The 24,677-nt window shown below is 70.8% G+C and carries 20 protein-coding genes; 8 read left to right on the forward strand and 12 right to left on the reverse strand.

The features are described 5' to 3' along the window. The 4 genes from AB0K67_RS06880 to lon form a co-directional block, all read right to left on the reverse strand. Entirely contained in the window at positions 1-828 is an 828-nt protein-coding gene (locus AB0K67_RS06880; RefSeq protein WP_364054090.1) for a MetQ/NlpA family ABC transporter substrate-binding protein, read from the reverse strand. A gap of 9 nt (positions 829-837) precedes the next feature. After that, positions 838-1,494 carry a methionine ABC transporter permease gene (locus AB0K67_RS06885; RefSeq protein ID WP_364054093.1) on the reverse strand — a complete coding sequence of 219 codons (657 nt, stop codon included), beginning with the start codon at positions 1,492-1,494 and terminating at the stop codon, positions 838-840. Next, positions 1,491-2,453 (reverse strand): ATP-binding cassette domain-containing protein, encoded by a 963-nt coding sequence (locus AB0K67_RS06890; protein ID WP_364054096.1) that lies wholly within the window; start codon positions 2,451-2,453, stop codon positions 1,491-1,493. The genes AB0K67_RS06885 and AB0K67_RS06890 overlap by 4 nt, the downstream gene beginning before the upstream one ends. A gap of 1,187 nt (positions 2,454-3,640) precedes the next feature. Continuing rightward, complete coding sequence (lon, locus tag AB0K67_RS06895; RefSeq protein ID WP_364054099.1) at positions 3,641-6,001, reverse strand: endopeptidase La; 2,361 nt, start codon at positions 5,999-6,001, stop codon at positions 3,641-3,643. Positions 6,002-6,250: 249 nt separating this feature from the next. Between lon and AB0K67_RS06900 the strand changes: the two genes are divergently transcribed. From AB0K67_RS06900 to AB0K67_RS06910, 3 genes are all read left to right on the forward strand, one after another. After that, on the forward strand, positions 6,251-8,038 hold the full coding sequence (locus tag AB0K67_RS06900) for a histidine kinase (protein WP_364054102.1): 1,788 nt from the start codon (positions 6,251-6,253) through the stop codon (positions 8,036-8,038). After that, a complete protein-coding gene (locus tag AB0K67_RS06905; RefSeq protein ID WP_364054105.1) occupies positions 8,035-8,691 on the forward strand; it encodes a response regulator transcription factor in 657 nt (218 codons plus the stop codon). Before AB0K67_RS06900 ends, AB0K67_RS06905 begins: the two co-directional genes overlap by 4 nt. Positions 8,692-9,088: 397 nt before the next feature. Further along, a complete protein-coding gene (locus AB0K67_RS06910) occupies positions 9,089-10,450 on the forward strand; it encodes a phenylacetate--CoA ligase family protein (protein WP_364054107.1) in 1,362 nt (453 codons plus the stop codon). Between the two features lie 72 nt (positions 10,451-10,522). Here the strand turns inward: AB0K67_RS06910 and AB0K67_RS06915 are convergent, their stop codons facing one another. From AB0K67_RS06915 to AB0K67_RS06945, 7 genes are read right to left on the reverse strand one after another with little or no spacing between them, the layout of a single operon-like run. Continuing rightward, a complete protein-coding gene (locus tag AB0K67_RS06915) occupies positions 10,523-11,515 on the reverse strand; it encodes an Lrp/AsnC family transcriptional regulator (protein ID WP_364054110.1) in 993 nt (330 codons plus the stop codon). A gap of 19 nt (positions 11,516-11,534) precedes the next feature. Next, positions 11,535-12,446: an alpha/beta hydrolase gene (locus AB0K67_RS06920; protein ID WP_364054113.1), complete on the reverse strand. Its 912-nt coding sequence runs from the start codon at positions 12,444-12,446 to the stop codon at positions 11,535-11,537. A gap of 12 nt (positions 12,447-12,458) precedes the next feature. Then, positions 12,459-13,628 (reverse strand): Xaa-Pro peptidase family protein, encoded by a 1,170-nt coding sequence (locus AB0K67_RS06925; protein ID WP_364054116.1) that lies wholly within the window; start codon positions 13,626-13,628, stop codon positions 12,459-12,461. Then, positions 13,625-14,479, reverse strand: a complete 855-nt coding sequence (locus AB0K67_RS06930; protein WP_364054119.1) for an ABC transporter permease — start codon at positions 14,477-14,479, stop codon at positions 13,625-13,627. Before AB0K67_RS06930 ends, AB0K67_RS06925 begins: the two co-directional genes overlap by 4 nt. Next, on the reverse strand, positions 14,476-15,429 hold the full coding sequence (locus AB0K67_RS06935; RefSeq protein ID WP_364054122.1) for an ABC transporter permease: 954 nt from the start codon (positions 15,427-15,429) through the stop codon (positions 14,476-14,478). The genes AB0K67_RS06930 and AB0K67_RS06935 overlap by 4 nt, the downstream gene beginning before the upstream one ends. Position 15,430: 1 nt before the next feature. Beyond that, entirely contained in the window at positions 15,431-17,014 is a 1,584-nt protein-coding gene (locus tag AB0K67_RS06940) for an ABC transporter substrate-binding protein (RefSeq protein WP_364054125.1), read from the reverse strand. Continuing rightward, complete coding sequence (locus AB0K67_RS06945) at positions 17,014-18,222, reverse strand: membrane dipeptidase (RefSeq protein ID WP_364054128.1); 1,209 nt, start codon at positions 18,220-18,222, stop codon at positions 17,014-17,016. Before AB0K67_RS06945 ends, AB0K67_RS06940 begins: the two co-directional genes overlap by 1 nt. A gap of 129 nt (positions 18,223-18,351) precedes the next feature. Here AB0K67_RS06945 and AB0K67_RS06950 point away from each other — a divergent pair, with 129 nt between their 5' ends. The 5 genes from AB0K67_RS06950 to AB0K67_RS06970 all read left to right on the forward strand — a co-directional run bounded on the left by AB0K67_RS06950 (position 18,352) and on the right by AB0K67_RS06970 (position 23,252). Further along, a complete protein-coding gene (locus AB0K67_RS06950) occupies positions 18,352-19,353 on the forward strand; it encodes an ABC transporter ATP-binding protein (protein ID WP_364054130.1) in 1,002 nt (333 codons plus the stop codon). Further along, a complete protein-coding gene (locus tag AB0K67_RS06955) occupies positions 19,337-20,350 on the forward strand; it encodes an oligopeptide/dipeptide ABC transporter ATP-binding protein (RefSeq protein WP_364054133.1) in 1,014 nt (337 codons plus the stop codon). Before AB0K67_RS06950 ends, AB0K67_RS06955 begins: the two co-directional genes overlap by 17 nt. 98 nt (positions 20,351-20,448) lie before the next feature. After that, positions 20,449-21,129 carry a biliverdin-producing heme oxygenase gene (locus AB0K67_RS06960; RefSeq protein WP_364054136.1) on the forward strand — a complete coding sequence of 227 codons (681 nt, stop codon included), beginning with the start codon at positions 20,449-20,451 and terminating at the stop codon, positions 21,127-21,129. Between the two features lie 52 nt (positions 21,130-21,181). Next, on the forward strand, positions 21,182-21,778 hold the full coding sequence (locus tag AB0K67_RS06965; protein WP_364054139.1) for a TetR/AcrR family transcriptional regulator: 597 nt from the start codon (positions 21,182-21,184) through the stop codon (positions 21,776-21,778). Between the two features lie 67 nt (positions 21,779-21,845). Then, the gene (locus AB0K67_RS06970) at positions 21,846-23,252 is read left to right on the forward strand and encodes an MFS transporter (RefSeq protein ID WP_364054142.1); all 1,407 of its coding nucleotides are present in this window, start codon (positions 21,846-21,848) and stop codon (positions 23,250-23,252) included. A gap of 23 nt (positions 23,253-23,275) precedes the next feature. Here the strand turns inward: AB0K67_RS06970 and AB0K67_RS06975 are convergent, their stop codons facing one another. After that, positions 23,276-24,505, reverse strand: a complete 1,230-nt coding sequence (locus AB0K67_RS06975; protein WP_364054145.1) for a cytochrome P450 — start codon at positions 24,503-24,505, stop codon at positions 23,276-23,278. Between the last annotated feature and the right edge of the window lie 172 nt (positions 24,506-24,677).

Raw genomic sequence — 24,677 nt, forward strand, 5'->3', positions numbered from 1 at the left:
TCACTGGGCCGGGATGACCGAGCCCTGGTACTTCTGCTGGATGAAGTCCTTGACCTTCTGGTCCTGCAGCAGCTTGCCGAGGGTGACGATGTTGGCGTCCTTCTCGTGGCCGCTCGGCACGACCAGGCCGTTGACGTACGGGTTACCCTCGGTCTTCTCCAGCACCAGCGCCTCCGACGCGGGCTTGAGACCGGCCTCGATGGCGTAGTTGCCATTGATGACCGCGGCGTCCACGTCCTCCAGCGAGCGCGGGAGCTGCGCCGCCTCCAGCGGCTTGAACTGCAGGTTCTTCGGGTTCTGCGCCACATCGCGCTCGGTGGCGGCGGTGCCGACGCCGTCCTTGAGCGTGATCAGGCCGTTGTCGGCGAGCAGCTTGAGCGCGCGGCCCAGGTTGGTGGCGTCGTTGGGCAGCGCCACGGTGGCCCCGCTGGGCAGCGCCGACACGTCGGTGACCTTCTTGGAGTACAGGCCGAGCGGCTCCAGGTGGACGCCCGCGACGAAGGTCAGGTTCGTGCCCTTGCTCTTGTTGAAGTCGTCGAGGTACGGCCGGTGCTGGAAGTAGTTGGCCGTCAGCTTGCCCTCTTCGAGCTGCACATTGGGCTGCACGTAGTCGGTGAACTCGACGACTTCGAGCTTGAGCCCGGCGGCGGGGGCGAGGTTGTCCTTGACGAAGTTGAGGATCTCCGCGTGCGGCACCGGATTGACGCCCACCTTGATCACGTCGTCGGCGGACTCGGCCTGCGTGGGGCCGGTCGCCGACTGCGACGTGCCGCATGCGGCGAGCGACAGAGCCAGCGCGACAGCACCCACAATGCGGTGAATTTTCATGATTTTTCCTTACTTGTGCGATAGGCGCCGAGCGACCCAGTCGCCCAGGCTCTGCAGGACTTGCACGATGACGAGCAGCAGCACGACCGTCACGATCATCAGGAGCGTCTCGAACCGCTGGTAGCCGTACCGGACGGCCAGGTCGCCGAGCCCGCCGCCGCCGAGCGTGCCGGCCATGGCGGAGTAGCCGATGAGCGCCACCACGGTCACGGTCAGGCCCGCGACCAGGCCGGGCAGCGCCTCGGGCAGCAGGACCTTGCGCACGATCGCGGTCCTGCTCGCGCCCATGGCCTGCGCCGCCTGCACGACGTCCTTGCCGACCTCGCGCAGCGCGGTCTCGACCAGCCGGGCATAGAACGGCACCGCGCCGACGGTCAGCGGCACCACGAAGGCGGCCGTCCCGATGGTGGTCCCGACGACCAGCCGGGTGAACGGGATGATCGCGATCATCAGCACGATGAACGGCAGCGAGCGCCCCACGTTCACGACGAACCCGAGCGCGGACTTCAGCGCGGGCAGCGGGCGCAGGCCGTCGCGGTCGAACACCACCAGCGCCACGCCGAGCGGCAGCCCGAGCAGCAGCGTGAACAGCGTGGACCAGCCGACCATGGCGGCCGTCTCCAGCGTCGCCGGGCCCAGCAGCGGCAGCATCTCTTCCCAGGTCACGCGGCCTCCCCCGCTTCCTCCACGATCAGCCCGCAGTCACGCAGGTACGCCAGCGCCGCCTGCCGGTCGGAGCCGTCGAGCACGACGCGCAGCCGGCCGACCGAGCCGCCCGCCAGGTCCTCGATGGAGCCGCCGAGGATGCTGAGGTCCACGTCGAACTTGCGTACCACCTCCGACACCACGGGCTGGCGCGGGTCGCCGGTGAACGTCAGCGTCACCGACCCCGCGGGCGCGGGCTCGGGCAGCGGGAAGATCTCCCTGGTCAGCCGGGAGCCCGGGGTCCTGATGAGGTCGGCGATGGCGCCGGACTCCTCGATGCGGCCGCGCGACATGATGGCGACCGAGTCGCAGACGCTCTTGACCACGTTCATCTCGTGGGTGATGAGCAGGATCGTCAGGCCCAGCTCGGTGTTGAGCCGCTTGAGCAGGGCGAGGATCGACTGCGTGGTGCCCGGGTCGAGCGCCGAGGTGGCCTCGTCCGACAGCAGCACCGACGGGTTGCCCGCCAGGGCCCTGGCGATGCCGACGCGCTGCTTCTGGCCGCCGGAGAGCTGGTGCGGGCGGTCCTTGCCGCGCCCCTCCAGGCCGACCAGCTCCAGCAGCTCGGCCACCCTGCGCTCGCGCTCGGCCTTGGGCACGCCCATGATCTCCAGCGGGAAGGCCACGTTCCCCGCCACCGTGCGCGAGGAGAGCAGCGCGAAGTGCTGGTGGATCATGCCGATGCGCTGCCTGGCGCGGTTGAGCTCGCGGTCGCCGAGCGCGGTCAGGTCCTGTCCCGCGACGGTGACGGTGCCCGCGGTGGGGCGTTCGAGCAGGTTGACGCAGCGCAGCAACGTGCTCTTGCCGGCGCCGCTCTGGCCGAGCACGCCGTAGATCTCGCCTTCGCGCACATGCAGATCGACGCCGTCGAGCGCGACGGTGTCGCCGTACTGCTTGCGCAGGCCGGAAGCCTGGATCACGGAGAATCCCCACGACTGAGGGCGGCCGCGTGGCGGGCCGCGGGAACGAACATCACCGGAAGGGCTGGCGCGCGCCTGAGGCGCGCCGAAGTCAGTGCATGCCGGGGTGGAAGGGCAGGTGACTCAGCCTGCGCAGCACGTGACCTGGTCTGATCATGACGACCTTCGACTTCGAGGAACGGGCGGGTGGGTCTGCTTCTAGCGGGCCGGCATTCGCCCCATACGCATGCGGCGACACGCGGCGCCCTCGGGGACGCAGCGATCGGTCGCGTATGCCTCGTTCACGCCCGGGTCAACGACGGTGATCTTTTCCGCTATTCCCGGTCTTTTCAGTGATATACGTCACGCCTGGCGATGGCCCCTCGCGCACGACCGCCCCGCCGTAGGCCGGGAGGCGATGGGCAGAGGGGCGGCGAAAGCAGGCGGGCCTCCCCCGACAGGGCCTCCCTCAAAGGGCTGGCACACGCCCGCCCCAGGCAGGCCAGATGACCAGGTGTGGACGGGCGGCGGAAGCCAGCAGGCCCCCGAAGAGCCGCGCACACAGCCGCCCCGCCTGCACAGCAGGACGGGAGCAGTAAGGGACGGAACCGGGCACGCCCCCCGAAGGGCCACACACAACAGCCCCACTCTGCGCAGCACGCCAAAGCAGGCAAAAGCGGTAGGGCGGCGAAAGCAGGCAGGGTGTTATCGAAGTGACGCCCACACAGCCGTCCCACCACAACCCGGGAGACCGGGTGCGAGCAGGGGCGGGGGTGCGGGCCTGGCGCACCTTCTCGGTGTAGTACGGCCAGTCCCACGGCTCGATCGGGAACCCGGCCTGCTCCGCCAGCGCCTCGGCCTCCTTCTTCGCGTTGCGCATGGCCGGGCCGACGAGCTGGCCGAGCATCTCCTCGACCGCCTCGACGGGTTGCTGCTCACGGCGCGACGCAGAGAGCCGACGACGCAGGCGATACAGGGCGCAGGCGCAGAGCGCGCGGACGCGGGGCGCGGGGCGCGGGAGCGCGGACGCGTGGGGGCGGGGCGCAGGGCACTGGGCGCGTGGGGGCGCGGTTCCTCGACCGTGGCGGCGGGCAGGACGGCCCCGCCGTACTCCGCCTCGGGCCGCCGGACATGACCGCCCCGCCGTACCCCAGGAGGCCAGGTACGGCGGGGCGGTGGCTCGTGGCGCGGCACGGGCCGGGCGGCGGTCAGGCCGCGACGGTGGTCGCGACCTCGGCCGGGCTGAGCGCGATGTCGAGGACCTCGCGCACGTCGCTCACCGTGTGGATGGTGAGCTCCTTGCGGACCTCCTCGGGCACGTCGTCGAGGTCGGGCTCGTTGCGCGCCGGGATGAGGACGGTCGTGATGCCGGCCCGGTGGGCGGCGAGCAGCTTCTGCTTGACACCGCCGATCGGCAGCACGCGCCCGGTCAGCGAGATCTCGCCGGTCATGGCGACGTCGCTGCGGACCAGCCGGCCGGACAGCAGCGAGGCCAGCGCCGTCGTCAGCGTCACGCCGGCGGACGGTCCGTCCTTCGGCACGGCGCCTGCGGGGAAGTGCACGTGGACCGAGCGGTCCTTCAGCGCGGTGACCGGCAGCTCCAGCTCCGCGCCGTGGGAGCGCAAGTAGGACAGTGCGATGCGGGCCGACTCCTTCATCACGTCGCCGAGCTGGCCGGTCAGCGTGAGCCCTGTCTCGCCGGTCTCGGGGTCGGCCAGCGACGCCTCGACGTACAGGACGTCTCCGCCCGCCCCTGTGACGGCCAGGCCGGTGGCCACGCCGGGGACGGAGGTGCGCTGCTTGTTCTCCGGCAGCGACGACTCGGGCACGAACCTCGGCCGTCCGAGGTAGTCGACCAGGTCCTCCTCGCGTACGGTGACGGGCAGCTCGTCCTTGGCCGCGATCTTGCGCAGGATGCGGGCGACGGAGCGTTCGAGCGAGCGCACGCCCGCCTCGCGGGTGTACTCGGCGGCCAGCTTGCGCAGCGCCGGCTCCTCGACCGTGACCTCCTCGGCCGTGAGCCCGGCCAGCTCCAGCTGCCTGGGGACCAGGTGGTCGCGGGCGATGGCGACCTTCTCGTCCTCGGTGTAGCCATCGAGCGTGACGACCTCCATGCGGTCGAGCAGCGGCCCGGGGATGGCCTCCAGCACGTTGGCGGTGGCCAGGAACAGCACGTCGGACAGGTCGAGCTCGACCTCGAGGTAGTGGTCGCGGAACGTGTGGTTCTGGGCCGGGTCGAGCACCTCGAGCAGGGCGGCCGTGGGGTCGCCGCGGTAGTCGGCGCCGACCTTGTCGACCTCGTCGAGCAGCACCACCGGGTTCATGGAGCCGGCCTCGCGGATGGCGCGGACGATGCGGCCGGGCAGCGCGCCGACGTAGGTGCGGCGGTGGCCGCGGATCTCGGCCTCGTCGCGTACGCCGCCGAGCGCGACGCGGACGAACTTGCGGCCCATCGCGCGCGCCACGGACTCGCCGAGCGAGGTCTTGCCGACTCCGGGAGGGCCGGCGAGCGCCAGCACGGCGCCGCTGCGGCGGCCGCCCACCACGCCGAGCCCCTTGTCCTGGCGGCGCTTGCGCACGGCCAGGTGCTCGATGATGCGGTCCTTGACGTCGGCGAGGCCGGTGTGGTCGGCGTCGAGCACGGCCCGCGCGTTGGCGAGGTCGTAGTTGTCCTCGGTGCGGACGTTCCACGGCATGTCGAGCACGGTGTCGAGCCAGGTGCGGATCCAGCCGGTCTCGGGCGACTGGTCGGGGGTCCGCTCCAGCTTGTCGACCTCCTTAAGCGCGGCCTCGCGCACCTTGTCGGGCAGGTCGGCGGCCTCCACGCGGGCGCGGTAGTCCTCCTCCTCGCTCTCGGCGGAGTCGCCGTTCAGCTCCTTCAGCTCCTTGCGGATGGCGTTGAGCTGCTGGCGCAGCAGGAACTCGCGCTGCTGCTTCTCCATGCCCTCCTGGACGTCCTTGCGGATCGTCTCCGCGACGTCGAGCTCGGCCAGGTGCTCGCGGGACCACTCGATGAGCTTGGCCAGCCGCTCCGCCGGGTCGGGCTGCTCGAGCAGCTCGACCTTCTGCGCGGTGCTGAGCCACGGGGTGTAGCCGGAGCTGTCGGCGAGCACCGAGGGGTCGTCGATCTGGTTGACCTGATCGACCACCTGCCAGGCGCCGCGCTTCTGCAAGATCGTGGTGGCCAGCGCCTTGTACTCCTTGGCCAGCTCGTGGGCGCGGTCGCCGGCGGGGACGGGATCGATGGTGTCGGCCTCCACCCACAGCGCGGCGCCGGGGCCGGTCGTGCCGGTGCCCACGCGGACGCGGTCGACGCCGCGCACCACCGCGGCGGGCTCGCCGCCCGGCAGCCTCCCGACCTGCTCCACGACGGCACTGACGCCGATGGCGCCGTAGCGGCCGTCTATGCGGGGAACGAGGAGGACCCGTGGCTTGTTGCCACCGGATGCACGGGCCGCCTCGATCGCAGCGCGCACCTCGGAGTCGGACAGGTCCAGCGGAACCACCATGCCCGGCAGGACGACGGCGTCGTCAAGCGGCAGGACCGGCAGGGTCAAGCTCTCACTCATGCGAACTCCAAAGGGTTGAGTTATACCGACTCAATTCATTGGAGCCTCGCATTGTTCCCTTCCTTGCCGATGTTCGCTCACGGCGATCGTAATGATGTAAGCCATACCTAGGGTTGAGTCAGGATCAGACCTCGGTGTGACGACTCCGGCGAAGGTCGCGATTTATTGTTGAGCAGGCGTTTCCTCTGCTCCTCCCCCGCTCGCCGGAGGAGCTGGTGACCGGACGGGGGTGTCGTGAAGAAGGGGGCGGTGCGGCGCACGACGAGTGCCCTGGTGCAGCCGTTCGCGCTCGCTCTCTACCGGGGCGACGCCGACCCGATGCCGCAGGGGCGCCGGCTGACCTTCCGCGTGCCGCAGCCGGTGCAGAGAGTGCTGCCGCTGCGCACCATCAACCTCGTGCGGATCGCGGACGGTCTGGTGGCGCTCTGGCTGTACAACGTGACCCTCTCGTGGATCGTGCAGTCGGATACCCGGACCGGGATGACGGCGCGCGACGGGCTCCCCATGCCCGTCACCGACTCCTACCCCACGCTGGCCGCGATCTGTATCGCGCTTCCCGTGGCCCTACGCCACCGCTGGCCGCTGGCCGCCTGGAGGTGGGCCTTCGCGACGACGCCCTTCATCGTCTCGGTCGAGCTCAACCGCATGCCTGGCCTCACCCCCTATCCGGACGGGCTGGCCATCGCCTACCCGCTGGTGCTCTACTCCGTGGCCGTGCGTTGCGAGCGGCGCATCACGGTGGGCGTATGGGTTCTCACGGTGCTGGCGGCGTGGATCATCCACCCCAACTCCATGCCGCTGGTCGCCGTCTTCACGACGGTCGCGCTGCTGTTCGGCTACAACGTACGCGTGCGGCGCAGCGCCACCGCCAAACTCGTCGAGGAGGAGCGGCGCACCAAGCAGGCCGAGAGCGCGCAGGCGGTGCTGGAAGAGCGGGCCCGCATCGCGCGTGAGCTGCACGACGTGGTCGCGCACCACATGTCGGTGATCGCCATTCAGGCCGAGGCGGTGCCGCTCAAGGCGGCGGGCGACCCCGCGCAGTTAGAGGCGGGGCTCGCCGAGATCAGAGGGCTGTCCCTCGAGGCCATCGCGCAGCTGCGCCAGGTGCTCGGCGTGCTGCGCGACCCCACCGGGCGGGCCGACACCGCGCCGCAGCCGGGGCTCGACCGCATCGACGAGCTGGCCGCCAACGCGCGCGCCGCCGGGCTCGCGGTGCTGGTCAAACGGAGCGGGGAGCTGAGCGGGCTGCCGTCGGCGGTGGAGCTGTCGGCGTACCGGATCGTCCAGGAGTCTCTGTCGAACGTGATGCGGCACGCGCCCGGGGCGGCCGTCGCCGTCGACATCGCCCGCGTGGGCGACGAGCTCCACGTCACCATCACCAACGGCCCCAGCCCTGCCCTGCCGTCCGGCTCGGACCCGGAGCGGCCCGGCACCGCCCTGGCACCCGGCCACCGCCCGGTCGGCGAGCTCGGACAGGGCAGCGCTTCTAGGAACGGTCAGTGGGACGTCGGCGGGCCTTGGGACGACGGTGAGCCGGGGGGCATCGGCAGGTCTACGGAGGTCGGCGAACCTGGGGACGCCGGCGGGCCCGGGATCATCGGCAAGCCCAGGGAGGTCGGTGAGCCTGGGGAGGTTGGCGGCTCTGGCAAGGGCGGTTCGTTCGTGAGGCGCGGCGAACCCGGTAAGGGTGGCGAGCCTGGGAAGGGCGGCGAACTCGCGAAAGATGGCGGAAGTCGGCGCGGCGATGCGCCGGACCACGGGCTCACGCGAGCCGATGCGACAGGCGGCAAGAGCCGGCGAGCCAGGGTGCCGGACGACGGGGCCACGCAGGCCGGTCCGGCAGGCGGTGGGACTCGGCGAACCCGCGAGCCGAGCGACGGGGCTTCACGAGCCGGTTCGACGGGGAGCGGGCATGGGCTCATCGGCATGCGGGAACGGGTGGCGCTGCTCGACGGCACGTTGAAGGCAGGTCCCGTGCCCGGTGGCGGGTTCGAGGTACGGGCCACGTTACCGATCGCGGGAAGGGAGAGCGCGTGATCAGGGTGCTGATCGCGGACGATCAGGGCATGGTGCGCACCGGGTTCACGGTGTTCCTGAGCGGCCAGCCGGACATCGAGGTGGTGGGCGAGGCGGCCGACGGGCGCGAGGCCGTCGAGCGGGCCGCCGAGCTCAAGCCCGACGTGGTCCTGATGGACGTGCGCATGCCGGTCATGAACGGCCTTGAGGCGACCCGGCAGCTCATGGCCCGCGACATCGGGGCGAAAGTGCTCATCCTGACGACGTTCGACCTCGACGACTACGTCTATGAGGCGCTGCGGGCGGGGGCGAGCGGGTTTCTGCTGAAGGACGCATCGGCGGCGCAGCTCGTGGAGGCCGTACGCGTGGTCGCGGCCGGGGAGGCGCTCCTCGCGCCGGCCATCACCAAGCGGCTGATCACCGAGTTCGCCCGGCTCGGCTCGCCGCGCCCGGTGCCGGGGCGGCGGCTCGACGAGCTGACCGAGCGGGAGACCGAGGTGCTCCTGCTGGTCGCCCAGGCGCTGTCCAACCAGGAGATCGCCGAAAAGCTGTTCGTGGCCGAGCAGACGGTCAAGACGCACGTGGGGCGGGTGCTGATGAAGTTAGGCCTGCGCGACCGCGCCCAGGCGATCGTCTATGCCTACGAATCCGGCCTCGTCCGCCCCGGCGAGTGACCATGCACCCGGCCAGTGGCGAGCGGTCTGTGATACGTGGCCGATGACACGGCGGGCCAGTGGCGCGCGGTCTGTGACACGGCTGGCCGGTGGCCCGGGCCCGAAGCCGGTGGCACGGGGGCCCGGCCGGGGCACGGGGAACGGGTCCGCCGCTGGCCGGGAGGCTAGGGCGCGGTCGGATCTGCCACCGACCAGGACGCCTGCGCCACGAACTCCGGATGGCCACACGGCCGCTCTCCGTCGGGCCACACGGCCGCTCTTCGTCGGGCCACGCGAGGGCCAACGTCGCGACCCCGTCGGGAGCAGTCCTGAACAGAGTCGCGTGGGGCGGTGTGAAGGTGCACTTGCGGCGGCCGGGGTGGTTTTCCGGGAGGCGGTGGGGTCGTACAGTCGGCGAGTGGATCCCGTTGAGCTCTTTCACGAGGTGGCGGCCACCGTGCCCGCCTACGGCAGGTTCCTGGCCGAGCATCAGGTCGATCCGGCGAGGGTGCGGACGCTCGCGGACTTCGCGACGTTGCCGATGACGACCAAGGACGGCTACACGCGCCGCCATCCCCTGCCCGACCTGTGCAGGAACGGTGTGATCGGGGACATGGTCGCCGTGTCGTCGGGATCGACGGGCGAGCCGTCGTTCTGGCCGCGCTCGGCGTCGGACGAGCGGGTGATCACGGACCGGTTCGCGGAGGTGTTCGGCGACGCGTTCGGGGCCCGCGAGCGGCGCACGCTGGCGGTGGTGTGCTTCGCGCTCGGCACGTGGGTGGGCGGGCTGTTCACGGTGAGCTGCTGCCGTCACCTGGCCGAGCGCGGGTTCCCGATCACGGTGGTCGCGCCGGGCACCGACCGGCGGGAGATCCGGCGGGTGCTGCCCGCGCTGGCCCCGTACTTCGATCAGGTGGTGCTGCTGGGCTACCCGCCGTTCCTGAAGAACGTGATCGACACCGAGGACCTGCCGTGGCACGAGTGGGACCTCAAGCTGGTGACGGCGGGCGAGGTGTTCAGCGAGGAGTGGCGGGCGCTGGTGGCCGAGCGGGCGGGCATCGCCGACCCGCTGCGCGGCATCGCCTCCCTGTACGGCACCGCCGACGCCGGCGTGCTGGGCAACGAGACGCCGCTGTCGGCCGAGATCCGCCGTTTCCTGTCGGGCAGGCCGGACCTGGCGAGAGAGATCTTCGGCGAGTCGCGGCTGCCGACCCTCGTCCAGTACGACCCGCGGGTCCGCTACTTCGAGGAGCACGAGGGCACGCTGCTGTTCACCGGCGACAACGGCGTCCCGCTGATCCGCTACCACATCGCCGACGAGGGCGGCGTGCTGCCGTACGACAGGCTGCTGTCGTACGTCGCGGAGCACGGGTTCAAGCCGTCGGCGAGCGGCCCGGAGCGGCCGTTCGTGTACGTGTTCGGCCGCAGCCACTTCACGGTCTCCTTCTACGGCGCGAACGTCTACCCGGAGAACATCGCGGTCGGCCTGGAGCAGCCGGAGGTGAGCGGGGCGGTGACCGGCAAGTTCGTGCTGGAGGTGGCCGAGGACGAGCGCCGCGACCGGGCCCTGACGGTCACGGTGGAGCTGATGCCGGGCGTACGGCCGTCGGAGGAGGTGGCGGCGGCCGCGGGCGAGGCGATCCTGGGCCGGTTGCTCCGGCTGAACAGCGAGTTCGCCGCCTACGTGCCTCCCGAGCGGCAGCGGCCGGTGATCCGGCTGCGCGAGGCCGGCGACCCGGAGTACTTCCCTCCGGGCGCCAAGCACCGTTACACCCGCTAGCTCCCGGGGGCTCCCCTTTGCGTGATCAGCGCCGCTGCGCCGCATCCCCGGTCGTGCCAGGTCCGAGGCCGGTCAGCCCGCCAGGGCCGCGGCGATTCTGCTTTCGGCCCACGGCACCATGAGGAAGCCGCGTTTGACGGTCAGCACCTGCACTCCGGCCGTCCACGACTGGATGCCGGGTACGGAGGCCAGCGTGCGCGAGGTGAAGTGGTGCAGGTCGGCGGTGGTGGGGACGATGACCTCGCAGATGAGCGAGGCCTGCCCGAGCACCGACGCGATCATGCGGACGCCGCGTTCACCGGACAGCCGCTCGGCCACGCTGTCCTGCATGCTCGGCTCGATGGACAACCAGAACAGGATCTCGGCCTCGTAGCCGAGGGCGGCGGCGGGGATGAACGTGGTGACGCTGGCGCAGCCGCGTTCGAGCATGGCCTCAAGCCGCCTCCTGGCGGTGCTCTCGCTGATGCCGATGCGCCGGCCGACGGACTGGAAGCTGGCCCGGCCGTCGTCGCGGAGCGCGGCGAGCACTTCGCGGTCGACGTCGTCGAGGTGCCCGGGTTCGCAGGTGTGGCCGGGCATGGGCGTGGCGAAGGCGCTCGCGCCCTGCCCGAGCAGCGGCGCGCTCCAGTCGTAGCTCACCTTGTACGTGTGCAGCACCAGGTCGGCGTTGCTCTGCTGCGCCCCGGGGATGGACTGGACGAAGTCGACCAGCATCGAGTACAGGTCGCGGTGTTTGGGTGCGACCAGCTCGAACACGATGTCGTAGCCGCCGGTGACGATGGTGACGTACCGGATGTCGGGGTTGGCGGCCAGCAGGCCCGCCACCCTGAGCTGGCTGCCGGGCGCGCAGGTCAGCCGTACGAGGAACACGTGGACGGGTCCTTCGTGCTCCAGGTGCGGCAGCACCGCGACCCGGGCCAGGCCGGCGCTGAACAGGTGCTGGGCCCGCCGCGCCACCGTCGTGGTGGAGGTGCCGATGAGCTGGGCGATGTCGGTCCAGCTCGCCCGGCCGTTCACGTGGAGCGCGGCGAGGATCTTGCGGTCGAGGTCGTCGAGATCTTCCATCGGGGGCATCATCGCGCGATCAGGGCCGTTCTCGCACCTGCCGCGCGCCACCCGGCTCCTCGCTGACAGAGCCGGCGGAACCCGAGGAGCCGGACGTGCCGGCGAGCGCTCTGGCGAGGAAGTCGCGGACGGTGGCCTCCCACAGCTCGGCCTCCTCGACCTGCGGCGAGTGCCCGGACTTCTCGAAGATGCGCAGCTCGGCACCCGGGATGAGGCGGGCGATGGTCTCGCTGCACTCGGGCGGCGTGATCCAGTCGTGGCGGCCGACGGTGACGAGGGTCGGCGCGGTGATGCCGGGCAGCAGGTGCTTGATGTCGTAGTTCGGCTGGTTGTGGGCGAAGGCGTAGTTGTGCGTCTGGTAGTGGTACGGGGTGGCGGCCACGCGCTGCTCGACCTTGGCGGGGTCGTAGTCGTGGTCGTACAGGGGGAGGATCTCGCGCCAGCAGTCGCGCAGGTCGTCGTCGTCGCGGACGGTGCCCGACATGATGCGGTCGAGCTTGTCGCGGTCGATCGTCACCCGGGAGGAGGCGGCGGCGTTGCGGATGGCGAGGTCCTGGTTGGCGTTGTCGGCCGAGGTGTCGCGCAGGACCAGGGCGCTGACGCGGTCGGGGTGGCGGGCGGCGTACTCCATGGCGATGAAGCCGCCGTACGAGCCGCCGGCCATGACGATCTTCTCGGCGCCGATCCACTGGCGCAGGCCCTCGACGTCGGCCACCCACTGCTCGTGGGTGAACGGCCCGTTGAGCCCGCTGGCCCCGGAACCTCTCGCGTCGAAGACGAGCACCCGGTAGGCGTCGGCGAGGCGGCCGAAGCTGGCCTTGGGTTCGGCGAGCGAGCCGAGTCCGGGTGCGCCGTGGTGGGCGATGACGACGTGCTCGCCGTCGCCGAGTATCTCGACGTTGAGGCGGTTGCCATTGATGTCGACGTACACAGGTGTCCTCTCTCAGATGACGACGTCGGTGAGCTCGCGCGGGTACGCGGTGAGCCGGCGCGGACCCGACTCGGTGACGAGCACGGTGTCGGAGATGCGGTAGCCGGCGTGGCCCGGCACGTAGACGCCGGGCTCGCTGGACAGGATCATGCCGGGGGCGAGTTCGGTGGCGTCGCCGTCGGACAGCCACGGCGGCTCGTGGAAGCCGAGCCCGATGCCGTGCCCCTGGCGGTGGCGCAGGTGCGCGCCGTAGCCGGCCTCCTTGATGACGGCCAGGCAGCGGCGGTTGGCCTCTTCGCAGGTGATGCCGGGGACGAGCGCCTCGGTGCCGATCTCCTGCGCCTCGCGTACGGCCTCGTAGTAGCGGGCCTGCTCGGGCGTGGGCTCGCCGATGACGAACGTGCGCTCGCTTTCGACGAACCGGCCGCCGACGGCGCAGCCGAGCGAGAGCATGAACGTCTCCCCCGCCTTGAGCCGGTCACCGCCGGGCAGCCGGTGCGGCTGGGCGGAGTTGGGCCCGCCGTAGACGAGGCCGCCGGTCAGCATGGGGACGACCACGACGTCCTCGTGGGAGGCGTACATGAGGCGGGAGCCGTAGGAGATGACGTGGCCGGCCAGCTCGGTCTCGGTGGGCAGCTCGCCGCCCGCTTCGAGGGCCTGCCTGACCAGCTCGACGCCGGCGTCGATCATCCGGTCGGCGATGCGGGCGGCCTCCTCGTGCAGCGCGATCTCCTCGGGCTGCTTGCGCAGCCGCACCTGGCCGACGGCGTCGCAGACGCGCCAGCGGGTGCCGGGGAACGCCTCGGCCAGCGCCGCCGTACGGCCGATCGAGGTGGACGGCGCGTACCCGGCCGTGGCGGGGGCGGGGACGTGCGCGGCGAGCACCGCGAACGGCGAGCGGGTGCCGGGGAACTCTGGGTAGGCGAGGATCTCGGCCCTGGCGCCCTGGTCCTCGGCGTACTCGCGTTCGAGGTCGGGCACGAGCAGCACGGGGTCGCCGTCGAGCGGCAGCCAGCAGGCGACCGGGCGCTCGTTCGGGAAGTGGTGGAATCCGGTGAGGTAGGCGACGTCCAGCGGGTCGTCGAGCAGCAGCGCCGCCAGCCCGTCGGCGGCCATGCGGGCGCGCACCCGGTCGAGGGCGCCCGCGTAGAAGGAGCCGGGCAGCCGCTGGGAGAAGGTCATGTGTCGCTCCTGTGGTTGCGGGCGTCGTTGTAGGCCACGGACAGCAGCGTGGTGGAGAGAACGAGCAGCAGGATCGCCAGCGACGGGAACAGCGTGGTCCACCAGGCGGAGGCGAGCGCCCCCGACTGCTGCGCCTTGTGCAGGATGGTCCCCCACGACCAGCTGTTCGGGTCGCCCAGGCCGAGGAAGGAGAGCCCGGCCTCCGACAGCACGGCGCGCGACGTGGTGAGCACGACGGACACGCCGACGACGGGGACGACGCCGGGCAGCAGGTGCTTGCGGACGATCCACCACGACGAGCCGCCGACGACCTTGGCCGCCGACACGAACGGCATGGGCACGATGGCCAGCGCCTGCGAGCGCACCACGCGGGCCACCTCGGGCCAGCTGAACAGCGCGATCACCACGGCCAGCGTGCGCACGCTGGGCCCGGCGAGCGCGGCGACCAGGATCATCAGCGGCAGCACGGGCAGCGACAGCGACAGGTCGACCAGCACGCCGAGCGGGGTGTCGAGGCGGCGGAAGTACGCGGCGCTGACGCCGATGAGCAGGCCGATGCCGATGGCCAGCACGGAGGCGCTGGCGCCGACCGCCATGCTGACCCTGGTGCCCCAGACGACCTGGGCGAAGACGTCCTGGCCGATGTCGTCGGTGCCGAACCAGTGGGCGGCCGAGGGCGGCTGCGAGGTGTCGGGGCCGTATCCCTCGGGGAAGGGCGCGATGAGCGGCGCGAAGATCGCGATGAGCAGCATCAGCAGCAGCACGGCCGCGCTGGCCATGCCGAGCGGGTTGCGGCGGAAGGAGCTCCAGGTCCGCCTGCGCGGGGTGAGCTCCGCTGCGATGGCGGTCATGTGGTGCGCACTCTCGGGTCGAGGATGCCGTAGGCCACGTCCGTGATCAGGTTGGCCACCACGACGGCGGCGGCGAGCAGCACGAACGCGCCCTGCAGGACGGGGAAGTCGAGCTGGCCGACCGCCTCGTAGATGGCGCGGCCGATGCCCGGGTAGGCGTAGATGGTCTCGGTCAGCACCGCGCCGCCGACCAGGGTGCCGAGCTGCAGTCCGGCGATGGTGGTGGTGGGCAGCAGCGCGTTGCGCAGCGCGTGCTTCCACACGACCGTCCCGGGCCGTACGCCCTTGGCCCTGGCCAGCGAGACGTAGTCCTCGCCGAGCGCCTCGATGAGCGTGGTCCGCATGGTCAGCACGTAGCCGCCGAGCTGGATGAGCACCAGCGACAGGCAGGGCAGCACCAGGTGGTGCACCATGCTGACGGTGGCGGCGATGCCGGTGGCGTCGAGGTCCACCGCGCCGCCGATGGGGAACCAGCCGAGCCAGACGCCCAGCACGTACATGAGGAAGATGCCGACGCTGGGCACGAACAGCGACTGGGCGGTGACGCCGGTGAGCTGGATGACCCGGTCGAGCCAGCCCTTGGCCCTGGTGGCGGCGAGCACGCCGAGCGGGATGCCCAGCGCGATCGTCACCACCATGGCCGAGCCGGTGAGGATCAGCGTCCACGGCAGCCGTTCCATCAGCACGGTCGTGACGGGGACCGACTGGCGGAACGACATGCCGAGGTTGCCGTGGAGGAGCTGGCCGAGGTAGTCGACGTACTGTGCGGCCAGGGGCTTGTCCAGGCCGAAGTCGGCGAGCAGCTTCCGGCGCAGCTCCTCGGTCATGTTCGGGTCGGCCACGGCCAGCACCGGGTCGCCCGGCAGCAGGCGGACCAGGAAGAACGTCACCGTGACCGCGAACCACAGGGTGAGCAGGCCGCGGGCCAGCCGTAGGCCGATGAACCGCATATCAGCCCGCCGGCTTCGCCGAGGCGAGGGAGAGCGGGTTCAGGATGGACAGCAGCTCGCTCGGCATCGGCTTGAAGCCGGTCCACTTCGCGGAGTAGGCGATGTTGAACGTCTCCACGTACAGGACGTTGTCGTAGACCTGGTCGTGGATGATGCGGGCGGCCTCCTGGATCGGGCCCCTGGCCTCGTCGACGGTGAGCGCGCGCTGCGCCTTGTCGATGAGCGCGTCCAGCTTGGGGTCCTCGACCTGGGCGTAGTTGATGAACCCACCGGTCTTGAACGCCAGCCCCAGGTTCGCGGGCGGGTTGTCCATGATCGCCCACGATCCGGCGTAGATGTCGAAGTCGCGCTTGGCCGTCTTGTCCAGGTACGTGTTGCGCTCCAGGCCCTGCAGCTCGATCGTGATCCCGGCCTTCTTCGCCGAGTCGCGCACCATGGGCGCCCAGCGGGCGATGTTCGGGTCGGCCTGGTCGTAGATCATGCCGAGCTTGAGGCCGGTCTGCCCCGCCTCGGCGAGCAGCTTCTTGGACTGCTCGGGGTCGAAGGCGTACTCCTTGGACGTCGGGTCGGTCCAGTCGGGCAGGGTGGGGGTGAGCACGCTGGAGTTGGAGGACTTGGCGAAGCCCTTCAGCGCGATGTTCCTGATGGCCTCGTAGTCCACGGCGTGGGCCAGCGCCTGGCGCACGCGCACGTCGTCCAGCGGCTTGCGCTTGGTGTTGTACTGCAGGTGGGCCCAGCCGAGCGAGGGGATCTGCTGGAGCTTGACCTTGGGGTCGTTCTTCAGCTCGGCCGCGGTGGCGGGCGGCAGCACGTTGCCGATGAGGTCGATCTCGCCGTTGCGCAGCGCCAGCACCTCGGTGTTGACGTCGGGGAAGACGCGGAAGACGACCTCCTTGACGGTGGGCTTGCCGGGCCCGAAGTCGTCGACGCGCTCCATGATGTAGCGCTGGCCGCGCTCGACCTTGGTCAGCTTGAACGGCCCCGCGCTCACCCAGTCCTTGTCGTTGGCGAACTTCTGCACGCTCGGGGCCTTCTCGAAGACGTGCTTGGGCACGATCGGCAGCCAGAAGCCCACGTTGTCGAGGAACGTGCCGTCGGGGCGGGTCAGCGTGAAGCGCACCTCGGTGGGCGAGACGGCCTCGGCCTTGTCGAGCGCGGTGATGAGCCCGGCCACGACGCCGAACTGCTCCTTCTGTACCGCCGTGATCGCGAACACCACGTCGTCGGCGGTGACCGGCTTGCCGTCGGACCACTTCATGTCGTCGCGCAGCTTGACGGTGGCGCTCTTGCCGTCCTCCGCGTACGACCACTCGGTGGCGAGGTACGGGGTGCGCTTGCCGGCCTCGTCCATCTGCATGAGGTGGGGGTACATGAGGCTGGTGACCCACGAGTCGGTACGGCTGTTGCCGACCAGCGGGTTGTAGTTGACCACGTCGGCGGTGGTGCCGATGGTCAGCCGGTCGGCCGAGGCCGGAGCGGCCTGCTGTGCGGACGGTGAGCCCGACTGGCCGGGCACGCTGGGGGCGCAAGCCGTGATGGCGGTAAGTGCGGCGGCCAGCGCCGCGGCGAGCGTGACACGTTTCATCAGATCCAGACCTCTTCCAGCACCCGCATGACGTTGCCCCCGACGACCTTGGTGATCTCGTCGTCCGAGTAATCGTGGGCGACGAGCCAGGAGATGATGTTCCAGAAGCATTCGGCCGGGTTCTCCAGGCCGTCCACGTACTCGACCTTCTCGTAGCCGATCCCGGCGTGCGCCTCCCTGATCGACAGGTGGTCGGCGAACGTGTCGTGCAGCCCGACGTGGTCGCCGAAGAGCGTGTCGGGGCCGAAGGCCACGTGGTCGATGCCGACCAGGTCCACACAGTACGTGAAGTGGTCCATGACCGACTCCAGGCTGTGCCTGGGGTGGTTCGGCGACAGCGTGGTGTGCGGGGCCGCCTCCAGGCCGATGACGCCGCCGCGTTCGGCCGCCGCCTTGATGACCTCGTCGGGCTTCATGCGGTTGGTGGGCCAGACCGCGCGGGCGCCGGCGTGGGTGATGAGGATCGGCTTGGTGGAGTGCCTGATCGTGTCGAGCGAGGTCTGGTCGCCGGAGTGCGAGACGTCGATGGCGATGCCGAGCTTGTTCATGCGGCGCACGGCCTTCTCGCCGAACAGGGTCAGGCCGCCGTCGCGGCGCTCCTTCAGGCCGCTGCCGAGCGTGTTGGCCTCGCTGTAGGCGATGCCCATCTGCCGTACGCCGAAGCCGTACAGCATGTCGATCCTGTCGAGCTCGTTCTCGATCATCGTGGCCGCCTCCAGGGCGAGCACGAGGCCCATGCGGCCGCTGTTGTGCGCCTCGTACACGTCGGCGAGGCGTTCGACCTTGATGAGGTAGTCCTGGTGGGCGATGTCCGACAGACGCATGCCGATGTCGGCGATCACATCGGTCCACTTCCAGCCGGCCTGGCTGGTGACGCAGCAGGTGCCGTCCATGAGGTTGTCGAAGACGACGGTCATGCCGGAGCGGGCCAGGCCCTCGTAGCCGGTGCGGTGGCGGGCGGTGCGGTTGTAGTCGACGGTCTGGCTGATGTCGTCGGGGAAGACCGACGGGTGGTCGTGCAGGGAGACGACGAGGCTCTCGGTGAGGAGACGGCGTACGCGCTCGGTCTGCTCGGTGGTGAGCTCGGGCCCCTGGTAGGCGGGGACGCGGCCGATCTCGGGGGCCAGGTCGAAGTGCCGGTAGTCGACACCTTCTTCGAGGTACTCGTACGAACGGTAGCCCTTGTAGCTCTTCGCGGCTTCCAGCATCTGGTATCCCCTCTTGTCCGATTGCCGGAAGTTTGCCAGGATCAGGCGCCAAAGACAATATCCGAGTTGTTTTTCGGCAGCAGACCATCCATCAGCGCCAGCATTCGTCACAATCGAGGAGGGGGTGCGGTGAGCGAACCACCGGCCCTGGAAATCCGCGGCCTGCATGTCACCTTCACCGTCCAGGGACGCGAGATCCCGGCGGTCCGCGGGGTCGACCTGACCATCGAGCGCGGCCAGACGCTGGCGCTGCTCGGCGAGTCGGGCTCGGGCAAATCCGTCACCGCGAAGGCCGTCATGGGGCTGCTCGACCAGCCGAACGCCCGCGTACGCTGCGAGTCGGCCAGGCTCGGCGGGCGCGACCTGCTCGCCATGGACGCCGAGCAGCTCAGAGCGCTGCGCGGCAGCGCGATGACGCTCGTCTTCCAGGACGCGCTGTCGGCGCTCAACCCCGTGCTCAGCATCGGCGACCAGATCGGCGAGCTGTTCCGCGTGCACCGCGGCCTGTCGCGCAAGGAGGCGCGGGCCCGCTCCATCGAGATGCTCGACCTCGTCGGCATCCCCGCCGCCGCCAAGCGCATCGACGACTACCCGCACCAGTTCTCCGGCGGCATGCGGCAGCGCATCCTCGTCGCCATGGCGGTGGCGCTGGAGCCCGACCTGATCATCGCCGACGAGCCGACGACCGCGCTCGACGTGACCGTCCAGGCGCAGATCCTGGAGCTCATCGACCGGCTGCGGCGCGAGCTGGGCACCGCCGTGCTGCTCATCACGCACGATCTCGGCGTCGCGGCCGAGGTCAGCGACCGGATCGCGGTCATGTACGCCGGGCGCATCGTCGAGCGCGGCGAGGTCGGCGAGCTGTACGAGCGGCCCGCGCACCCGTACACGGAGGCGCTGCTCGCCGCCGTCCCCGACCTGGACAGCCCGGCATCGGAGCTGCGCGCCATTCCCGGCGCGCCGCCCAGCCCGGCCGAGGTGCCGCCGGGGTGCTCGTTCGCGCCGCGCTGCGCGCGGGCGAGCGAGGTGTGCGGCCGGACCCGGCCGCCGCTCACGGTCCTGCGGGCCGGATCGGACCGTTACGTCGCCTGCCACCACGCGGAGGAGATGCTCGATGGCGCTCTCACCTGACGCCGCCCCCACCAGGACCTCCGAGCAGGAGAGCGAGCCGGTGCTGCGGGCGGTGAACCTGCACAAGACGTACCGGGGCGGCCTGCTGTCCAGGGGCGGCGCCGTACGCGCGGTCTCCGGCGTGGACCTCGACCTCTATCCCGGCGAGACCCTCGGCATCGTCGGCGAGTCGGGCTGCGGCAAGTCCACCCTGGCCCGCATGCTCGTCGGCCTCGAACGTCCCGACGAGGGCGAGGTCACCTTCCGCGGCCGGCCCTTCTTCACCAGGGGCGGCGTGCCGCGCGACATCAGGCGGCGGGTCCAGATGGTCTTCCAGGACCCGCTCACCTCGCTCAACCCGCGCATGACCGTGCACGACATCGTGGCCGAGCCGCTGCGCGTGCACCGCCTGGCGCCGAACTCCCGCGCCATGCGCGAGCGCGTCGCCGAGCTGCTGACCCTGGTCGGCCTGTCGCCCGACCGGATGAGCCGCTTCCCGCACGAGTTCTCCGGCGGCCAGCGGCAGCGGATCGGCATCGCCCGCGCCCTTGCCACCGAGCCCGACGTGATCGTCTGCGACGAGCCCGTGTCGGCGCTCGACATGTCGGTGCAGGCGCAGGTGGTCAACCTCTTCGCCGAGCTGCAGCGCACGCTCGGGGTGGCGCTGGTGTTCATCGCGCACGACCTCGCCGTCGTCCGGCACGTCTCCCACCGGGTGGGCGTGATGTACCTGGGGCGGATGGCGGAGCTGGGCACGGCGGCCGAGGTGTACTCGGCGCCGGCGCATCCGTACACGATGGCGCTGCTGTCGGCGGCGCCCGTGCCGAAGCCCGCCCTGCGCGGCCGCAAGCGCATCATGCTGGCCGGCGACCCGCCGAGCCCGGTGGCGCCACCGCCCGGCTGCCGCTTCCACACCCGCTGCTGGAAGGCCACGGATCGGTGCGGGCAGGTCGAGCCGGCGTTCGAAGAGGTGGACGGCCACTTCGCGGCCTGCCATTACGCCGAACGCCCGGCCTGACGTGGCCTTTTCCTGGCAGCGGAAAGGAGAGGCAGACTTTGCTGACAGACTGTCGTCATCTTCTTGACGCCGCCCGCCGCCGTTTGTGACACTTCGTCATGAAACGCCGGCACGAGCAGAGGTGGGCCGTGACCTCGACCTTCTCCGAAACGCTGCGGAACGCCACGTGGTCCGACCACGAGTCCGCCGAGTCCGGCGGATACCTCGCCGCGCTGATGGCCGGCCGCCTGACCGAGCAGGAATACGGCGAGATGGTGGCCCAGCACTACTTCGCCTACGCCGCGCTCGACGGCGTCTCCCGCGAGCTGGCCGGCCACCCGGTGGCGGGCCGCTTCGTCTTCCCCGAGCTCTATCGGGAGGCGGCGCTGGAACGCGACCTCGCCGCCATCTACGGCCCCGGCTGGCGCGACCGCATCGCGCCGTCGGAGTCCACCCGCGCCCTCGTGGCCCGCATCCGCGAGGTCGCCGGCTGGCCTGGCGGCTACGTCGCCCACCACTACACCCGCTACCTCGGCGACCTGTCCGGCGGCCAGTTCATCCGGATGGAGCTGCAGAAGATCTACGGTTACGGCAGGGGCGGGGGCGTCGACTTCTACGTCTTCGACGAGCTGGGCAGCCTGCCCCGCTTCAAAAGCGAGTACCGCGCCCGCCTCGACGCCCTGGGCGAGGAGCTGGACGAGGCCGAGCGGCAGCGGATGATCGCCGAGGTGCGCCTGGCGTACCGGCTCAACACCGACGTCCTCACCGACCTCCACCGCGTCATCAGGAAGGCCGCGTGATCATCCCTGCTTGACGGGGGCGGAGTGAGCGGGGCGGCCTACGATGGTGGGTATGCCCCGTATCTCGGCCGCCACCATCGGTGAGCATCGCGCGCAGACGCGCGACCGCATCCTGCAGGCCGTCTCCCGGCTGTCGCGGGTGCAGGGCATCGATGAGATCTCGATGACGGACGTGGCCAACGAGGCCGGCATCACGCGGACCGTTCTCTACAACTACTTTCCCGACAAGGCGGCGCTGCTGCTGGCCTTCACCGAGCGGGTGACGCGGTACTTCATCGAGAGCTACGAGCGTGAGCTGCCCGAGAGGGCGTCGCCGGCCGAGCGGCTGCGGGCGTTCGTCAGGCTGCAGCTCGCCGGGCTGCTCGCCCATCCGCATCCCGGGGCCGCCGATCTGAGCGCCGCGCTGGGGCCCGACGCGTACCAGCGGCTGGCCGAGCACGTCGCGCCGATGCAGCAGGTGCTGGCCGGCATCCTGCAGAGCGGGATCGAGGCGGGCGACTTCCGCGTGCTGGATGTGGCGGCCACCGCGCGCATGGTGCTCGCGGTCATCGGGGCCGAGCGGGTGCCGCTCATCAGCGGCGACGTCACGGTGGAGCGAGCCGGGGAGCTGGTGTCGGAGTTCGTGCTCCGGGCGATCGAGCGCCGCTGACGCACCTCGGGCCCAGCCGCGCACCCCCGCGTACGGGTGATCCAGGCCAGGGCTGGATGATGTTCGCATGAGCAACCCGTCCCAGCAGGCCGATGGGCACGTCGCCGTCAAGTCGGCGCGTGGCCGGTGGATCCTGGCGGCGACGGTGCTCGGGTCCGGGCTCGCGCTGCTCGACGGCACCGTGGTGAACGTGGCGCTGCCGTTCCTCGGCCGCGACCTGGACGCCCGCATGGACGGGCTGCAGTGGACGATCAACGCGTACACGCTGACCCTGGCCGGGCTCATCCTGCTGGGCGGCTCGCTCGGCGACCGCTACGGCCGCCGCCGGATCTTCCTCATCGGGGTCGTCTGGTTCGCGGTCGCATCGGCGCTGTGCGGACTGTCGCGGAGCATCGAGATGCTCATCGCGGCGCGCGCCCTGCAGGGCGTCGGCGGGGCGCTGCTCACGCCGGGCTCGCTGGCGATCATCCAGGCGAGCTTCCTGCGGCACGACCGGCCGCGCGCGGTGGGCGTGTGGTCGGGGCTCGGCGGCGTGGCCAGCGCGGTCGGGCCGCTGGTCGGCGGCTGGGTGGTGCAGTCGGCCGGCTGGCGGTGGGCGTTCCTGATCAACCTGCCGTTCGCGGCGCTCATCGTCTTCGTCACGCTGCGGCACGTGCCGGAGAGCCGGGACGAGCAGGCGGCGGGACGCTTCGACGTGCTCGGCTCGGTGCTCGCGGCGCTGGCGCTGGCCGGGCTCACGTACGGGCTGATCGAGCGGGGCGCGGTGGCGCCGCTGGCCGCCGGGGTGGTGCTGGGCGCGGCGTTCGTGGTGGTGCAGGTGCGCAGGTCGCCGGACGCGCTGGTGCCGGTGGGCATCTTCCGCGACCGGGTGTTCACGGCCGTCAACATCGTGACGCTCATCATGTACGCGGCCATGGGCGTGGTGTTCTTCCTGCTGGTGGTGCAGCTCCAGGTGGTGTCCGGGTTCTCGCCCATCGCGGCGGGCATGGCGATGCTGCCCGCGACGATCCTGATGATGCTGCTGTCGGCCAGGGCCGGCGAGCTCGCCAAGCGGTTCGGGCCGCGCACGCCCATGACGCTCGGGATGCTGGCGGCGGGCGGCGGGTTCCTGGCGATGAGCACGATCGGGTTCGGCGCCTCCTACCCGTTCCAGGTGCTGCCCGCGGTGTTCCTGTTCGGGCTCGGGCTGTCGGCGACGGTCGCGCCGCTGACGGCGACCGTGCTCGCCTCGGCCGACGAACGGCACGCGGGCATGGCCAGCGGCGTCAACAACGCGGTCGCGCGCACCGGCGGGCTGCTGGCGGTGGCCGCGGTGCCGCCGCTGGTGGGGCTGGTGGGCGACGCCTTCCAGAACCCGCCGGTGTTCGACGCCGGGTTCAGGACGGCGATGCTGATCTCGGCGGCGATGATGGCCGTCGCGGCGGCGATCACGTGGGTGACGATCAGGTCGAACGTGCTGGCCGCCGGCGACTGACCGCGCCCGCGGCCGGCCCGGAATCAGAACGTGAAGCGCTGGCTGCGGACGCTGTTGTCGAAGTTCGACAGCAGCAGCTCCGGCTCCCCCACCGTGCGGATGCCGGGCAGCCGGGTGAACAGCTCGCGGAACATCGTCCGCAGCTCCTGCCGCGCCAGGTTGGCGCCGAGGCAGAAGTGGGGCCCGGGCCCGCCGAAGCCGACGTGAGGCTTGGTGTCGCGGGTGATGTCGAACGTGTCGGGGTCGGGGAAGACCGACTCGTCGCGGTTGGCGGAGCCGTAGAACAGCACGACCTTGTCGCCCTTCTTCAGCTCCAGCCCGCGCAGCGAGTAGTCCTGGGTGACCGTGCGGCGGAACTGCATGATGGGCGAGACGTACCGGACGATCTCCTCGATCGTGTTGTTGATGTGCGCGTCGAAGTCGCTCAGCAGCAGCTCGCGCTGTGCGGGGTTCTCGGTGAGCAGCCGGATGCCGTGGGCCATCGCGTTGCGGGTCGTCTCGTTGCCGGCGACCAGCAGCAGCGAGAAGAACGAGCCGAGTTCCTTGTCGGTCAGCTTCTCGCCGTCGACGTTGGCGGTGACCAGCAGGGAGACCAGGTCGCCCTTGGGGTTCGCGGCGCGCTCGTGGCCGAGCTTGATGACCATGCGCTGGAGGGCGAGCAGGGCCATCATGTTCTGGCCGGCCATCTGGACGCTGCGCGCCAGGCTGGGGCGCACGCCGGTGTAGGCGGTGGAGATGTCGACATGCTTGTGCACGCGCTCGCGCAGCTCCTGCGGGATGTCCAGCATGTCGCAGATGACGTGGATGGGCAGCCGGGCGGCGACCTGGGAGACGAAGTCGCGCGGGCCGTCCTTGATGACGTCGTCGACGATGCGCTTGCACGCGGCCTCGATATCGCTCTGCAGGCCGGACAGCATCTTCGGACTGAACGAGCGGGTCACGATGCGGCGCAGGCGGGCGTGGCGCGGGTCGTCCATGTTGACCATCGACTCACCGAACACCTGCTTGATCCACCCGGGCGGCTCGGGGTTGGTGACGGCCGGCTCGCTGGAGAAGATCTTCGGATTGCGGCTGGCCTCGACGACGTCGGCATGGCGTACGAGGGCGTAGAAGCCCTTGCCCGAGCGAAGGAACGGCACCTTCTTCTCGGGGAAGAACACCGGGTGCTCCAGTTGCCGGAGCCGGGCGAAAGCCTCGTTCCGCTCCTTCAGCGGCTTGCGCCAGAAATCCAGATCAGCGAGGTCGATGTCCACCCGCCTATCCTGGCACGTTCCCAGGCCGGTCCCGCCACCGACGCCGGACGGAAAGCCCGGATATCACGGGCCTGCGGGACCGACACGGATGTGCATCCTGCCCTTCTGACCCGTTCTCGTAGCGTTCAGCCCTTATTCGTGACGCTTGGTCTTACTGGCGGTACGAACGCGC

Origin of the sequence: Nonomuraea sp. NPDC052634 (assembly GCF_040678535.1) — a bacterium.
GTDB classification, from domain to species: Bacteria; Actinomycetota; Actinomycetes; order Streptosporangiales; family Streptosporangiaceae; genus Nonomuraea; species Nonomuraea fastidiosa.

Coding starts and splice junctions, on each gene's coding strand:
- AB0K67_RS06955 (WP_364054133.1), top strand. CDS start 19,337: ATGGCGCTCTCACCTGACGCCGCCCCCACCAGGACCTCCGAGCAGGAG.
- AB0K67_RS06965 (WP_364054139.1), top strand. CDS start 21,182: ATGCCCCGTATCTCGGCCGCCACCATCGGTGAGCATCGCGCGCAGACG.
- AB0K67_RS06960 (WP_364054136.1), top strand. CDS start 20,449: ATGAAACGCCGGCACGAGCAGAGGTGGGCCGTGACCTCGACCTTCTCC.
- AB0K67_RS06880 (WP_364054090.1), bottom strand. CDS start 828: ATGAAAATTCACCGCATTGTGGGTGCTGTCGCGCTGGCTCTGTCGCTC.
- AB0K67_RS06915 (WP_364054110.1), bottom strand. CDS start 11,515: ATGGAAGATCTCGACGACCTCGACCGCAAGATCCTCGCCGCGCTCCAC.
- AB0K67_RS06945 (WP_364054128.1), bottom strand. CDS start 18,222: ATGCTGGAAGCCGCGAAGAGCTACAAGGGCTACCGTTCGTACGAGTAC.
- AB0K67_RS06925 (WP_364054116.1), bottom strand. CDS start 13,628: ATGACCTTCTCCCAGCGGCTGCCCGGCTCCTTCTACGCGGGCGCCCTC.
- AB0K67_RS06940 (WP_364054125.1), bottom strand. CDS start 17,014: ATGAAACGTGTCACGCTCGCCGCGGCGCTGGCCGCCGCACTTACCGCC.
- AB0K67_RS06970 (WP_364054142.1), top strand. CDS start 21,846: ATGAGCAACCCGTCCCAGCAGGCCGATGGGCACGTCGCCGTCAAGTCG.
- AB0K67_RS06935 (WP_364054122.1), bottom strand. CDS start 15,429: ATGCGGTTCATCGGCCTACGGCTGGCCCGCGGCCTGCTCACCCTGTGG.
- AB0K67_RS06930 (WP_364054119.1), bottom strand. CDS start 14,479: ATGACCGCCATCGCAGCGGAGCTCACCCCGCGCAGGCGGACCTGGAGC.
- lon (WP_364054099.1), bottom strand. CDS start 6,001: ATGAGTGAGAGCTTGACCCTGCCGGTCCTGCCGCTTGACGACGCCGTC.